The following is a 12,746-nucleotide window of genomic DNA, read 5'->3' as shown; positions in this document are numbered from 1 at the left end:
AAAGTTTCGAAAACTTCAGTAATCAGGTGCTGTCTCCCTAGCAAAAGCGGAACGTGGTTTGAAAAGCGGCTGTCTGGCATCGAGAAGGACGCGCAGTCATCCCAATCTCTGAACGCTGATTTAGAAACTTACAAGGCACTGCAATACGGTGCCAGCCAGTCAGGCGCAGACATTGGTGCGCTGCAAAAGTCGATTAAAAACGTCAGTGAGTATGCGAACGGTGACTCGCTGCACGAGAGCCTGTTGAAAAGTCTTGGCGTAAAACGCATGATGACGCCGGCTTAAAGCGGGATAACGCCGACATTTTCGCGCAGGTTGCCCGTTCTTTGGGCACAGTGAACAGAGACAGCGCTGATTTCTACGCATTGAATCTGGGGATTGATGACGACACGCTGCACGCGATGCAGCGCGGATTAGGCCAGTTTGCCGAAGAGTATCAGGACTTGTCCCTCCGCATCGGTGGAAGTGCAGAGCAAAGCGCCGACCAGTCCGAAAAATTTATGCAGTCCTGGCGTAAAGCAGACTCCGTGTTGATTTGTTAGTAGCAAAATCAGGCGGCGATCTGGCCGAGAAATTGGCTGCGCCCGTCGAGAGGCTGGCCGAAAAAATGCTGGTTAAAGCGCCGCAAATTGAACGCGTGTTGGACAAAATTGGCGCCGTCGTTGAACAGTTTGCTGACATTTTCGTTGATGCACTGAGCGGCACCATCGATTGGGTTACCGACGTGATGGCCTGGTGGGATCGCCTTGATGAAGTTCTCAGGGGCTAATCGGCGGTTTAGCGGGGCTAACCGCGGCCTGGGTAGTCCTGAATAGCGCATTTCCGCGTCCCTGTCGGGATTATCCTCTCGCTGGCTGCGGCCATTGGCCTGCTTTATAACGACTACCAGAAATGGAAAGCGGGGGAAGAGAGTTTTATTGACTGGGGAGAGTGGGGACCGGTTATTGAAATGGCTGCAGACACGATCGGCAGCCTCGCGAAAAACATAAAAGACCTTATTGTTGATATTGGCAGCCTGCTGGGTATCGATTTTAGCAAGTGGTCTATCAGCACCATCTTTAAGGGGCTTCTGGACAACTTTAATCAGTTAGGCGCCACGCTGAGACTGATTGGGAATCTGATCAATGCGCTAAAAGAGGGGAACTGGGCAGAAGCAGCCAGTATTGGCAAGTCTCTGGTGCAAATGGGCTGTTCCAGACGCCGGGGAGCATAATTGCGGATGGTGCAGCGGGCGTTGTTAAAGAGAAGCTGTCCGCGGATGGAAAAACTTCCGGGGCTGGCTGGCTGGAGATGAAGAAAAGGGAACTGGCGGAAAGTTATCTAATGCTGTCAATAACCTCAGCCAACCCGATCCTGTCTCAATGTTACTTCCCGCCGGGGTTGCCAACAATGAACGCCTGGCGACTTCGGGCGACTTCTCCACGGCGAGCAACAGCACTACGCATTCCCCGACGATTAACAGTAATACCCATATCGTTGTGAATGGTGTCTCTGAACCTCGTCTGGCGGCGGCCGAGACATCTGAGCGCTTGTTCAATGTCAATTCTCAACTGGCGCAGCAGTATGAAAGGAGGATGAGCTAATGGATATTTTTGGTGCTTACTTCCAGCCTCGCACGAGCTTCTCAGGTTTTCTGGTGCCGGATGTGGTGATCAGCGAATCCCATTCGGACACGCTGAAAAATCGCCTCTCATCCCGTCGAGTTTGGCCCGAACATCAGCGACCATGCCTGGGCCCAGCCTGGCGAGGTAACGATTGATTGCCTCTTTAAAGCGGGTGGTTCACTGGTTGATTTTGCCAATACGACCGCGCTCGGCTCCTGGCTAAACGCAGGCCCCAGTCCGGCACAAATTTATCAACAACTACTTGATTTACAGACAAAAGCAGAACCCTTTAGGGTGATTACCCGCCGCCGCGCTTACGACAATATGCTGATCAAAACGTTGACGGTAACGACCGCCGCTAAATCGGAAAACATTCTTGGCTGCAAACTGGTGCTGGCAGAAGTATTAATGACGGCCACGGAAGCGCGCCCGGCAGCGCCTAAAACGGCAATGGATGAAGGGGTAACGACAACTTCAGTCGGCGATAAGGGCGAAAAAGTGGTTACCACTCCCAAGGGGCGGGAATAATTACGCCACTGCAGCCTGATAAAAAATGAGGAGAGACGATGTCAATTGCAGAAATTCCCCTCAGCGCGGATAACCAGGTCTTTACGATCCAGCTTGCCGGGCAGACCCTGCGCATGCGGCTGCTTTATCGGGATGTCGCTGGCTGGGTCATGGATATTCTCGATGCGGACAACCAGCCCATCGTGAACGGGATCCCGCTGGTGGCCGGTGCCAATTTATTGGCGCCATATACCTGGCTTGGGTTTGGCGGAGGCCTATGGATCGGCTGTGATAATGAGGCTCAGGATTACCCGAGCAAAACCGATCTCGGGCGCGGCAGCCATCTTTACTTCGTGACGGCAGATTAAGGAGGAGGAGATGAGTCAAAACTGGTCTCGCCACTTTGAGCTCCAGCTTCTGAAGGAAGACGGCAGCGGTATTGCGCTCTCTGGTTTTAAGGTGACGTTTAAAATCGACTGGCATGCCGGCAGCTCACCCAAAACGGCCGAGGTGAAAATCTATAATCTTGCGCCGGACAACGTGAATCGTATTGCCCAGAAGGAGTACAGCAAAATCCGGCTGATTGCGGGCTACAACGGATTAGAACCGGTGGTAAGCAGCAGCGAAGTGGGAAAAATCCGGGTTGTCGAGCCTGTCGAGTGGGGGCCGAGAGATGGCATGAACTTTGGGGTGATCTTCAGCGGGGACATTCGCATCTGGATGACGGGGCGAGAGGATACCCCTGACGACTGGATTTTAATTCAGGCCGTTGATGGCCATGAGGCGCTAATGTCCGCAGTGCTCAGCGCCACGCTTGCTAAAGGCTACACGGTATATGACATGTACCAGCTCGCGGCCGGCGCGCTGAAACCTTTTGGCGTTCTGCCCGGCAGGCTGCCGCCTTTTCCTGAAACAAAGTTTCCCAGAGGGTATACCTTTCACGGCAAGGTCAGCAGCTATCTCGACCAAATCGGTAAGCTGTGCAAGGCCACCTGGAAGCTGTCGAATGATCGGCTGGACTATTACAACGCGGCTGAGAAAGCACACCCGCCCGTAAGCCTTAATAGCCAGAGCGGCCTGATTGGGCGACCGCAAACGTCAACGGATGCGGGCGTAACCCTGAAATGCCTGATTAACCCCACAATCCTGCTCCACGGCCAGCTGAAGTTAGATCAAAACACGCTCTATAAGCCTGCGTTGACTGCTGATGATGACTATATCCGGCCCTCGCCGGACGGCGTGTACGATATTTATGGCATTACCTACAACGGGATACCCGGAGGATCAATGGTATATGACCATGATGTGCTTCCCTGCTGGCCAGTACGTTGAGGATGTGGGAGAGGCGTGGAAAAAACATTCCGCCTCTAATAAATAAAAGCCAGACCCGCCTTTGCGGGTTTTTTTATCCCTGGAGGAATCATGGCTCTGACGACTTCGGCTCTCAGCGGTGAGCTGGCCGATACGCTTGCGGCCAGCCGGGCCGCATTAAGCAACGATCTTCGGGTCGCGTTACCCGGCATTATTCAGTCTTTCGACCCCGCTTCAGTGACCTGCGAAGTGGCGCCAGCAATCAGAGGCACGCAGTTTGCCAGAGACGGATCTGTGTCTCCGGTCAATTATCCGCTGCTGGTGGATGTGCCTGTTGTTTTCCCGCATGGCGGAGGCTGCTCGCTGACGTTTCCGCTGAAAAAGGGGGACGAATGCCTGGTTATTTTCGCCGATCGCGCCATCGATTTTTGGTGGCAAAGCGGGGGTATTCAGGAGCCAGTTGATGCCGGCAGCATTCGTTGTCTGACGCCTTCGTGTTGCCCGGCCCTCAGTCACAGGCGAAAAAAATCAGCGGCATCAGCCCCACGGCGGTTCAACTGCGCAGCGAAGACGGCAAAGCCTTTGTGGAGCTGGATCCCGGCAGCCACGGGATCACGCTCGCTACGCCGGGAAAACTCACTGCGACGGCGGCCAGCATTGATCTGACCGGTGAGGTCAATATCAAAGGCAACGTGACCGTGAGCGGTGATGTCTCGGCCAGCGGAATAAGCCTGACGAAGCATCGCCACGGTGGCGTGCAGTCCGGCGGGGCGAACACGGGAGGTCCGGTATGAAATACCGCAGAGAGAACAGCGACGGAGATTACACCTTTGGTCAGGGAGAAAACACCTTCCTGGAAAACTCGCCGGAGTGCGTGGCTCAGGCGGTTAGTACCCGGCTCAAGCTGTGGCAGGGCGAGTGGTTTCTGGACAATCGTACCGGCACACCTTACCGCCAGTCCGTGCTTGGCAAGCAGCAGGATGACACCTGGGTATTAATGCTGATTGACCGCGTCAGCCAGACCATGGGCGTTAAGTCCGTGCTGGAGGTCACCGCCGCGCGCACTGAAAAACGCACCGTAACCTTCAACGCCACCATCGACACCGTTTACGGTCCCACCACTATAAACAGCGAGGCATAAATGGCCCTCAATTCTGAAACGCTGGGGTTATCGGCAACGGTAACGGCCCAGGGGATAACCGCGCCTGATTATCAAAGCCTGTTAGGGACTTTGATGGATGCGTTCAGGCAAATCTACGGCACCGATGCGTACCTGGAGCCGGACAGCAAAGACGGGCAGCTTATCTCGCTGGTGGCGCTGGCCATTCACGACGCCAACAACGCGGCGATTGCCGCCTACAACAGCTTTTCGCCTGCGACGGCGATGGGGCGGGCGTTATCGAGCAACGTTAAGATCAACGGTATTGTCAGGCGGGCAGCGACTTTCTCGACGGTCGATCTGCTGTTGACGGGCATTCCCGGCACGACCATCACCCGCGGTTCCGTCAGGGATGACAGCGGCGTGACGTGGTTATTGCCTGAGGTGGTGTCGATAGGCGTCGATGGCTCAGTCATCGCCACCGCAACCTGTGCCAGCAGCGGCGTAATGGCAGCCCCTGCGGGGTCTATTACCATTATGGGCACCCCAACGCGCGGCTGGACTGCGGTCACGAACCCTCAGGCTGCCACGCCGGGCGTGGCGCCGGAAACCGATGCCGAATTGCGCATCCGGCAGTCGCAGAGCGTTGCCTTGCCTGCGCTCACGCCGTTCGAAGCGGTTGAAGGAGCGATTGCCAACATAGCAGGCGTAACACGGCATAAGCTCTACGAAAATGATACCGGCACTGTCAACGCCAATGGTCTGCCTCCGCATTCCATTGCCGCGATTGTGGACGGCGGGGATGTGACGGACATTGCCCAGACGATCAGGGGCAAAAAGGGGCAGGGCGTCGCCACCTTTGGCGCAACGTCCATTGTGGTGCCCGATCTCTACGGTAATCCCCACTCGATTGCATTTTCGCGCCCCGGCAATGTGCCGGTTTACGTCGACATCGTGCTGAAAGTGTTCACCGGCTATACGTCACAAATCAGCGAGCAGATGAAACAGGCGATTGCCGACTATATCAATGGCCTTGGCATTGGCGATAGCGTGCTGCTGAGCCGCATTTACTCCCCGGCCAACCTCGGCGTGGTTAGCGGCGGAAAAGCGCGGTATTACGACATCACCGACTTGCTGATCGGTAAATCCTCCTCTGCGGTCGCGGCGGCTAACGTCAATATCGGCTACAGCGAAGCGGCCTCCTGCAGCGTGGACAACATCAATATCATGGTGAGCGCATGAGTAAATATACCGGGCGCATCACCAGCTACCACGCCAGCAAGCCCCTGTTTTTTGCCCACGTTGATCTGAGCACCCGTCCTTTCACTGAGACCGCTAATACAACCGTAAGCCTGATCAACGCATTTGATATCGACACTGCGGTTGGGGTTCAGCTTGATGCGCTGGGACTGTGGATTGGGCGAAGCCGCATCGTCAGTCAGCCCATTTCCGGCGTCTATTTTAGCTGGGACACCGACGGCCTGGGCTACGACCAGGGCGTGTGGCAGGGGCCTTACGATCCCGATGCAGGCTACACCTCACTGAGCGATGAAACCTACCGCATCATCCTCAAGGCAAAAATCGCGATGAACAACTGGGACGGGCAGAACGACACGCTGCCCGCAATTCTGGATGCCGCCACGGCAGGGGCGGGGCTGCGAATGCAAATCGTCGACAACCAGGACATGACCATTTCTGTCTGGGTGCTGCCGGAAACGGATATCGCTGACGTGTCCCTCGAGCTTCTCGCGGCCATTAAACAGGGATACCTGACGGTGAAAGCGGCGGGCGTCTGGGCGGGAGATATTCAGACCCCGTCGGTGGAAGCGCCGTCGCAGGGCGGCAAATTCTTTGGCTTTGATATCAACAATCACTATATCGCCGGTTTTGACGACGGCGCATGGGAGAGAAAACTCTAATGGCTACAAATCAGTTTAAACCTTTTGCAACCCGGCCTGACGCCAACGTCACGCCGCAAAATGAATGGGAAAATTTGCCCGCGCTGTTAAGCGGTTTTACCGGCGGTAAGGCTAGCAGCGCTCAGGTGAACAAGGCGCTGCGCCAGACGTCCTTTATTGCCGCCGCGCTGGCGCAGTTCGTCAGCGATAAAAGTGGCCAGGACGTGCTGGATGACGGTGATATTGCCGCTTTCCTCGCGAAGCTTACTTCCGGCTTCGGGAAGCAATATCTCAGCCGCCAGAATCCCTTCGCGGATATTAAGGCTGATGGCGCCACAGCGGTTTCTTCGGCTCTCGCAAATCTTGGTTTGGGGGAGGGGTCGGCTTTACCTGTGGGTGTGCCTGTGCCGTGGGCATTGTCGGCAGCACCTATAGGATGGTTGAAATGTAATGGTGCGGCATTTTCAGCGGCTCAATATCCAAAGCTTGCACAGGTATATCCAGCGCTTGTATTGCCTGATTTACGTGGGATTTTTATTAGGGGGTTTGATGATGGGAGAAATATTGATCCAGGGAGAAATCTTTTATCATTCGCATCAGATAAATTGAGGTCACATACACATTCATTGTTATTTGGTAATGGTGATGGGGGTGAGGTTCCTGCTGTGCATGAAGCTTTCCGAAAAAGTTCTTCGTTAATTTATTATGCAGCCTCGGGGAAAAGTGGGCTTTATATAAGTCCTGAAGGTGACAATGAAACAGCACCGTGCAACATCGTCTTTAACTATATTGTAAGGGCAGCATAATGAATAAGGCTAAATTAAATAACGAACAAATAGCTCTGGTTGCAGGTGATATTCTTATTTATAGCTATGATGAGAGAACCAGAGAATTAATTTTTTCATCCGTTGAATATATTCCTTTAGGTGTTGGAATACCTGCATACTCATGTGTTGAACAACCGGGTGAAAGTAAAAAAGGTTTTGCCATTTGCCGAAATGCCAATCTTACGGCTTGGGAATATATCCCCGACCACAGAGGGGAAACGGTTTATAGCAAGCTTGATGGTGAAAAAAATCACTATTTCAACACTAGGTGACTACCCATCGGACACAACGACAACCCCCCCTGCAACTGTCTATGATAAATGGAACGGCGAAAAATGGGTAACAGATGTTGTTGCGAAGAAAGCAGGAGATATTTCTGATGCAGAACTAAAACGGAAAACGCTGCTAAGCGAAGCAAACAATACCACTGCGGATTGGCGAACGGAACTCACCCTCGGTGTTATCAGCGATTCTGATAAAGAAAATCTTATTGCCTGGATGGAATATATCAAAGCGGTGAAAGCGATAGATACCTCCACCGCACCTGATATCGAATGGCCTACTGTTCCAAATCAGTAACATCAATTAATATGGGCTCGCCGTTTTCATTAACTGCGAGCATCTTTCCTTGTGGCATATATGATGATGTAAAAAACCAATTATCATCCGGCAACATAATAGCGCCAGCAGTATTATGTATATCCGGCAAAGCCTCAGTCATTGTTGCAGAATTAAAATAACGCATAGTGTTCTCTTTATTAATTAGATGGGCAGTAAACATGCCAGGAGAATCCATATCCTGATGGACTCCCATTTGCCAATTGACAGCGGGCTTTGAATCCGCTGGTTGTAATTGTGTTATCAACAACCATAGAAACATGCAATTGCTGAACTGAAGAACCAAGGTCTACGCTTAAATGCTCAGCTATAGAGATATTTACGGCCACTTTTGGCAAGGTTATAGGAAAAGTAACGGTCGCAAGACCCTCTACAATAGTTGAGTTATAGCCACTCAACTCTATAGAGCCATCTGACCAGATTGTCCAATTTCCATTAGCATTTGTCCCCCGGCTAGTGACAAACTTCGCATCCCCCAAACCAACCTTTAAGAAAATGCACATCCTGCCGCGCCGTGGCATGCTTTCAGCCTTTTATGAGGCAAAACGTCATGCTGGTAGGCTATGTCAGGGTGTCAACAAATGACCAAAACACCGCGCTACAGAAAAATGCGCTGGAGTGTGCAGGATGTGAGCTGATTTTTGAGGATAAAATCAGCGGTAAAACGGCGGACAGGCCAGGGTTAAAAAAGGTACTCAGAACTCTCAGCGAAGGTGACACATTGGTCGTCTGGAAGCTTGACCGGCTTGGGCGCAGCATGCGTCACCTTGTTTCGCTGATTGAAGAGCTGCGTTCGCGCGGGATTAACTTCCGCAGCCTGACGGACAGCATTGATACCTCTACGCCAATGGGGCGGTTTTTCTTTCACGTAATGGGTGCGTTGGCCGAGATGGAACGCGAGCTTATCGTCGAAAGAACCCGGGCCGGACTGGCTGCGGCAAGAGCGGAAGGGCGAATTGGCGGGCGGCGGCCTAAACTGTCGGCAATGCAATGGGCGCAGGCCGGGAGGTTAATTGCCGCCGGAGAAACAAGGCAGCAGGTGGCGATTATTTATGATGTCGGCGTCTCTACGCTGTATAAAAAATTTCCGGCAAATGCGAAACCCTAAACCAGCTTCTTCACCAGCGCCTCGCTCTGGCGGATCCGCTCCGGCGCGTTTTCCAGGTCCTGCTGCACCAGGGCCATAAACAGCAGATCGGTCAGCATCATCTGGGCGCTGGTGGAGGAAATTGCGGCGCTGCGCGTGGCCTGTTCTTCCGCGATGGTATACAGGCACAGGCTGGCGCGCTGCTGTAGGGCGTTAGGCGTGAAGCCGGTAATCGCGAGGATTTTCGCCCCGGCGTTCAGCGCTTCATCGGCAGCCAGATTGATCTCACGGCGCTCGCCCGAGTAGGAAATGGCAAGCAGTACGTCTTCCGGCGTCATCGCCTGCACCGTTGCGAGCAGGGCATGCATATCCTGCTCGGCGACGGCGTGAATACCAATCTTCATCAACTTCCACGAGAAATTCTTCGCTACCAGGCCAGACGCGCCTATTCCCACGAGCAGCACGCGCCGCGCATTGCGCAGCAGCGAAACGCTCGCCAGCAATTTATCTTCTGCATTAATATCCAGCGTGGCGTGCATCGCCGCGATGTTCTCTTTTATCAATTTTTCCCCAACAAGCCTCAGCGGATCGTCACCTAAAATTTGGTTGTGAACCGGGACAGAGTTAGGGTTTTGGCCGCTTGCCAGCGCTTCACTGATAGCCAGTTTCATCGCCGGGAAGCCCTTGAACCCCAGTTTCTGCGCGAATTTTACGACGCTGGACTGACTGACACCGGCTTCTTCCGCCAGCTGTTGTGAACTGAGATGGCGTGCGTGATCGGGCTCAGCGAGCAAAAAGTCGGCCAGCTTGCGGTCGCTTTGGGCCAGCATGGCGTAACGGCTTCGAATGCGCAGTAAACAGTTCATTTCACCTCCGGGGCGGCAATTCTGATAACGACTTGCTTTGGTAAGCATCTGAGCGAATTATAAATTCCATTATAGAGCAATGTTTCCGAATTAAATATTCTGTTGTGTTCAGCCTGGAAAGCGCGCGGAAAATCACGGGGCTATCTGTTAGGCTTTAGCTTGCGTCGTTTCGTGAACGCGAGTCCCAAAGGAGCCTGAATTGACACCTCATCACCCGCGCCGCGTCATCTTTTTTGACCTGGATGGCACCCTGCATCAGCAGGACATGTTCGGCAGCTTCATGTTTTATCTCCTGCGCCGCCTGCCGCTGAACGTGCCGTTGGTTATTATGTTGCTGCCGCTGATTGGCGGCATGATGCTGATCAAAGGCAGTGCGGCCCGACAGCCGATGAGCCTGCTGTTATGGGGTATCACGTTTGGGCGCAGCGAGGCCCGGCTTCAGCAGCTGCAAAGCGAATTTGTCGCCTGGTTCCGGCAGAAGGTGAGGGCATTCCCCGTCGTCCAGCAGCGCCTCACGGATTATCTGCACAGCCCGGATGCCGACGTCTGGCTGATTACCGGCTCGCCGCAGCCGCTGGTGGAAAAAGTCTATTTTGATACGCCCTGGCTGCCGGAGGTCAAAGTCATTGCCAGCCAGATTGCACGGGCTCACGGCGGCTGGATATTGACCCTGCGCTGTCTCGGCCATGAGAAGGTGGTGCAACTGGAGCAGCATCTTGGCGCGCCGCTGCGCCTGTACAGCGGCTACAGCGATAGTCATCAGGATAATCCTCTGCTGTTTTTCTGCGAGCATCGGTGGCGCGTTACGCCTCAGGGAGAACTGCAGCAGCTCGAGTGAGGCGTTTTGAATCCGTTAAGCGGTGTGTATAATGCGCCGCCCACTTTTGCCGCGGAGAGCATTGTGTCAGACACAGAATTTACCCATGAACACTGGATGCGACACGCCCTGACCCTTGCTCAGAGAGCCTGGGATGAAGGCGAAGTGCCCGTTGGTGCGGTGCTGGTACACAATAATCAGGTCATAGGTGAAGGCTGGAATCGCCCGATAGGTCGCCACGATCCTACGGCTCACGCGGAGATCATGGCGCTGCGACAGGGCGGGCTGGTACTGCAAAATTACCGTCTGCTGGATACCACGCTCTATGTCACGCTCGAACCTTGCGTCATGTGCGCGGGGCGATGGTGCATAGCCGCATTGGCCATTTAGTGTTTGGGGCGCGTGACGCTAAAACCGGGGCGATAGGCTCGCTGATGGACGTGCTCGGCCACCCGGGAATGAACCATCAGGTGCAGGTCAGTGAAGGGGTGCTCGCGACAGAGTGCTCAGCCATGCTGAGCGATTTTTTTCGCGCTCGTCGCCTTGAGAAAAAGGCCCTAAAGGAAAAGGCCCGTAAGACGGACTAGCCAGTTCAACCGGAGCAACCGTAGGGTAAGCCTCGGCAAACTTGTCCGCCTGGAGCGCCTTCTTCTGTTTCTCCTGCAAATATCCTTCCAGACTTAGCTGATACTTGCGAATGTTTTCTACATACGCGTAAGCCTCGTGTCCACGAGCATATCCATAGGTTGTTTTGCTGTAATAAGGCTTCAGGCTCAGCAACGGCAGACGTGTTTTCACATCGGCCCAGCTGTCCGGGTTGCCTTTCTGTTTGGCCGTCAGCTGACGGGCATCCAGCATGTGGGCATAGCCCATGTTATAGGCCGCCAGCGCGAACCAGATGCGCTCGTATTCCGGTACCGTGGCCGGCACTTTGCTCATCATATCTTTCAGATACCGGCTGCCGCCGCTGATGCTCTGTTCGGCATCCAGCCTGTCGGTGATACCGAGGCTTTGGGCCGTATTTTTTGTCAGCATCATTAACCCGCGCACGCCCGTAGGTGAAGTCGCGTGGGTATCCCAGTGGGATTCCTGATAGGAAATTGCAGCGAGCAGCGGCCAGTCAATGTCGTCGGAGTACTTTTCAAACAGCGGCTGGAGTTCCGGCAAAACGGCATCCACCGCGTTCAGGAAGGTTCGGGTATCGACGTAATCAAAATCGCCGATATGGCCCAGGTATTTCTCTTCAACCCTTGCCAGCGTGCCGTCGCTGCTGATCTGATTATAGAAATCGAGCAGTGCGGCGCTCATGCTGTCGTCACCATCGCGTTTAGAGAACCAGGTGACAGGCTGTTCATCGGTAACGTCCAGGGCAACGGCCAGTTGAGGATGTACGCGCTGGAAGAGGCTGATGGCGATGGAGTCCGAGATGGTAAACGCGATATTGCCATCAACCACCTGCTGTAAGAGCTGGTTGCTGGTTTGTTTGGCGTCGATGCTCCAGCTCAGGTCGGGGTACTGAGCATCTTTTAGCTTTTGTAGATCGCTCACCACTGCCTGGCCAGAAGAAAGCACCAGCTGCGATGGCTTGACGCCACCAAGAGACTTAGGGCGCGGGCTACCCACGCGATAGACCATCTGCTGCGAAACGGAATAATAGGTCGGCCCCGCCTGGTAGTCACTGCTGCGGCGAGAGTTATACACCAGGCCTGCGGCGAGCAGGTCGGCGTTGTCATTGTCCAGGTCATCAAACAGCGCGTTAATGTTTGGCCGCACGACCACTAACAGCTTCACGCCCAGGTAGTCTGCAAACTGTTTCGCGAGTTCGTAATCGAGACCTGTCGCCTTGCCGTTAACCATCGTCCAGGTGAGCGGCGATGAAATGGTACTGACGCGCAAAACCCCCCGCGCTTTGATCGCGGCGATACGGTTTTCGGCCTGATTGAAACCTGGAATGGAGGGCCATAAAGCCACTGCCAGCAACAAGGTGACGATACCGATAAGCAGATAATTAATCTTTATTCTTTTCAAATAGATAACATTCTGCAGCAGGATGAGCCTTAGCCAACAATAACCATGATTTGTCTGAACCCCGTCAGTGAATGAGGCGCATTT

Annotated in this window: 17 protein-coding genes and 3 pseudogenes; 17 read left to right on the top strand and 3 right to left on the bottom strand. The window is 54.0% G+C overall.

All coding sequences use genetic code 11. The features are described 5' to 3' along the window. Positions 1-326 precede the first annotated feature (326 nt). The 14 genes and pseudogenes from LH86_RS21660 (at position 327) to LH86_RS21605 (ending at position 7,825) form a co-directional block, all read left to right on the top strand. Positions 327-542, top strand: coding sequence for a hypothetical protein (locus tag LH86_RS21660; protein WP_039305778.1), 216 nt, complete (start codon positions 327-329; stop codon positions 540-542). After that, entirely contained in the window at positions 536-769 is a 234-nt protein-coding gene (locus LH86_RS21655) for a hypothetical protein (protein ID WP_039305775.1), read from the top strand. Before LH86_RS21660 ends, LH86_RS21655 begins: the two co-directional genes overlap by 7 nt. 180 nt (positions 770-949) lie before the next feature. Further along, positions 950-1,213, top strand: a complete 264-nt coding sequence (locus tag LH86_RS21650) for a hypothetical protein (RefSeq protein WP_039305772.1) — start codon at positions 950-952, stop codon at positions 1,211-1,213. A 148-nt stretch (positions 1,214-1,361) separates the two neighbouring features. Next, on the top strand, positions 1,362-1,583 hold the full coding sequence (locus LH86_RS22695; protein WP_156107054.1) for a hypothetical protein: 222 nt from the start codon (positions 1,362-1,364) through the stop codon (positions 1,581-1,583). Beyond that, a complete protein-coding gene (locus tag LH86_RS22890) occupies positions 1,583-1,759 on the top strand; it encodes a hypothetical protein (RefSeq protein WP_231562712.1) in 177 nt (58 codons plus the stop codon). The genes LH86_RS22695 and LH86_RS22890 overlap by 1 nt, the downstream gene beginning before the upstream one ends. Then, positions 1,683-2,132, top strand: coding sequence for a phage baseplate protein (locus tag LH86_RS22945; RefSeq protein ID WP_331280751.1), 450 nt, complete (start codon positions 1,683-1,685; stop codon positions 2,130-2,132). The genes LH86_RS22890 and LH86_RS22945 overlap by 77 nt, the downstream gene beginning before the upstream one ends. Positions 2,133-2,170: 38 nt before the next feature. Then, complete coding sequence (locus LH86_RS21640; RefSeq protein ID WP_039297315.1) at positions 2,171-2,479, top strand: phage baseplate plug family protein; 309 nt, start codon at positions 2,171-2,173, stop codon at positions 2,477-2,479. A gap of 10 nt (positions 2,480-2,489) precedes the next feature. Further along, on the top strand, positions 2,490-3,443 hold the full coding sequence (locus tag LH86_RS21635) for a hypothetical protein (protein ID WP_231562710.1): 954 nt from the start codon (positions 2,490-2,492) through the stop codon (positions 3,441-3,443). 90 nt (positions 3,444-3,533) lie between these two features. Next, a pseudogene (locus tag LH86_RS21630) lies at positions 3,534-4,216 on the top strand (Gp138 family membrane-puncturing spike protein). Beyond that, complete coding sequence (locus LH86_RS21625; protein WP_039297308.1) at positions 4,213-4,563, top strand: hypothetical protein; 351 nt, start codon at positions 4,213-4,215, stop codon at positions 4,561-4,563. Before LH86_RS21630 ends, LH86_RS21625 begins: the two are co-directional and overlap by 4 nt. Next, positions 4,564-5,763, top strand: a complete 1,200-nt coding sequence (locus LH86_RS21620) for a baseplate J/gp47 family protein (protein WP_039297306.1) — start codon at positions 4,564-4,566, stop codon at positions 5,761-5,763. It abuts the gene before it with no gap. Continuing rightward, positions 5,760-6,440 (top strand): DUF2612 domain-containing protein, encoded by a 681-nt coding sequence (locus LH86_RS21615; RefSeq protein ID WP_039297303.1) that lies wholly within the window; start codon positions 5,760-5,762, stop codon positions 6,438-6,440. The genes LH86_RS21620 and LH86_RS21615 overlap by 4 nt, the downstream gene beginning before the upstream one ends. Then, positions 6,440-7,225, top strand: a complete 786-nt coding sequence (locus tag LH86_RS21610) for a tail fiber protein (protein ID WP_039305771.1) — start codon at positions 6,440-6,442, stop codon at positions 7,223-7,225. The genes LH86_RS21615 and LH86_RS21610 overlap by 1 nt, the downstream gene beginning before the upstream one ends. Then, a pseudogene (locus LH86_RS21605) lies at positions 7,225-7,825 on the top strand (tail fiber assembly protein). Before LH86_RS21610 ends, LH86_RS21605 begins: the two are co-directional and overlap by 1 nt. On the opposite strand, the gene LH86_RS21600 reads toward LH86_RS21605, so the two are convergent. Beyond that, positions 7,806-8,027, bottom strand: coding sequence for a hypothetical protein (locus LH86_RS21600; protein ID WP_419656270.1), 222 nt, complete (start codon positions 8,025-8,027; stop codon positions 7,806-7,808). The pseudogene LH86_RS21605 and the gene LH86_RS21600 overlap by 20 nt on opposite strands. 387 nt (positions 8,028-8,414) lie before the next feature. On the opposite strand from LH86_RS21600, the gene LH86_RS21595 reads away from it, so the two are divergent. After that, positions 8,415-8,972 (top strand): recombinase family protein, encoded by a 558-nt coding sequence (locus tag LH86_RS21595; RefSeq protein ID WP_039297296.1) that lies wholly within the window; start codon positions 8,415-8,417, stop codon positions 8,970-8,972. Here LH86_RS21595 and LH86_RS21590 read toward each other — a convergent pair. Next, positions 8,969-9,817 (bottom strand): MurR/RpiR family transcriptional regulator, encoded by an 849-nt coding sequence (locus LH86_RS21590; protein WP_039297293.1) that lies wholly within the window; start codon positions 9,815-9,817, stop codon positions 8,969-8,971. The two genes, LH86_RS21595 and LH86_RS21590, sit on opposite strands and share 4 nt — an antisense overlap. 199 nt (positions 9,818-10,016) lie before the next feature. On the opposite strand from LH86_RS21590, the gene yfhb reads away from it, so the two are divergent. Together yfhb and tadA are read left to right on the top strand one after the other, a co-directional pair. After that, positions 10,017-10,655 (top strand): phosphatidylglycerophosphatase C, encoded by a 639-nt coding sequence (gene yfhb / locus LH86_RS21585; protein ID WP_039305768.1) that lies wholly within the window; start codon positions 10,017-10,019, stop codon positions 10,653-10,655. A 96-nt stretch (positions 10,656-10,751) separates the two neighbouring features. After that, positions 10,752-11,221: pseudogene (gene tadA / locus LH86_RS21580) on the top strand (tRNA adenosine(34) deaminase TadA). Here the strand turns inward: tadA and mltF are convergent. Next, positions 11,112-12,662: a membrane-bound lytic murein transglycosylase MltF gene (gene mltF / locus LH86_RS21575; RefSeq protein ID WP_039305765.1), complete on the bottom strand. Its 1,551-nt coding sequence runs from the start codon at positions 12,660-12,662 to the stop codon at positions 11,112-11,114. The pseudogene tadA and the gene mltF sit on opposite strands and share 110 nt — an antisense overlap. Positions 12,663-12,746: the final 84 nt, after the last annotated feature.

It is taken from the genome of Cedecea neteri (assembly GCF_000758325.1).
Classification (GTDB): Bacteria; Pseudomonadota; Gammaproteobacteria; order Enterobacterales; family Enterobacteriaceae; genus Cedecea; species Cedecea neteri_B.
The sequence above is the reverse complement of the archived record's forward strand: the minus strand, read 5'-3'. Positions and strand labels throughout refer to the sequence as shown.

Bases quoted from the DNA above. Each gene is read 5' to 3' on its own strand.
- LH86_RS21615 (WP_039297303.1), top strand. From the start codon at position 5,760: ATGAGTAAATATACCGGGCGCATCACCAGCTACCACGCCAGCAAGCCC.
- LH86_RS21590 (WP_039297293.1), bottom strand. From the start codon at position 9,817: ATGAACTGTTTACTGCGCATTCGAAGCCGTTACGCCATGCTGGCCCAA.
- LH86_RS21600 (WP_419656270.1), bottom strand. From the start codon at position 8,027: ATGTTTACTGCCCATCTAATTAATAAAGAGAACACTATGCGTTATTTT.
- LH86_RS22695 (WP_156107054.1), top strand. From the start codon at position 1,362: ATGTTACTTCCCGCCGGGGTTGCCAACAATGAACGCCTGGCGACTTCG.
- LH86_RS21640 (WP_039297315.1), top strand. From the start codon at position 2,171: ATGTCAATTGCAGAAATTCCCCTCAGCGCGGATAACCAGGTCTTTACG.
- LH86_RS22890 (WP_231562712.1), top strand. From the start codon at position 1,583: ATGGATATTTTTGGTGCTTACTTCCAGCCTCGCACGAGCTTCTCAGGT.
- LH86_RS21620 (WP_039297306.1), top strand. From the start codon at position 4,564: ATGGCCCTCAATTCTGAAACGCTGGGGTTATCGGCAACGGTAACGGCC.
- LH86_RS21625 (WP_039297308.1), top strand. From the start codon at position 4,213: ATGAAATACCGCAGAGAGAACAGCGACGGAGATTACACCTTTGGTCAG.
- LH86_RS21635 (WP_231562710.1), top strand. From the start codon at position 2,490: ATGAGTCAAAACTGGTCTCGCCACTTTGAGCTCCAGCTTCTGAAGGAA.
- LH86_RS21595 (WP_039297296.1), top strand. From the start codon at position 8,415: ATGCTGGTAGGCTATGTCAGGGTGTCAACAAATGACCAAAACACCGCG.
- LH86_RS21650 (WP_039305772.1), top strand. From the start codon at position 950: ATGGCTGCAGACACGATCGGCAGCCTCGCGAAAAACATAAAAGACCTT.
- LH86_RS21610 (WP_039305771.1), top strand. From the start codon at position 6,440: ATGGCTACAAATCAGTTTAAACCTTTTGCAACCCGGCCTGACGCCAAC.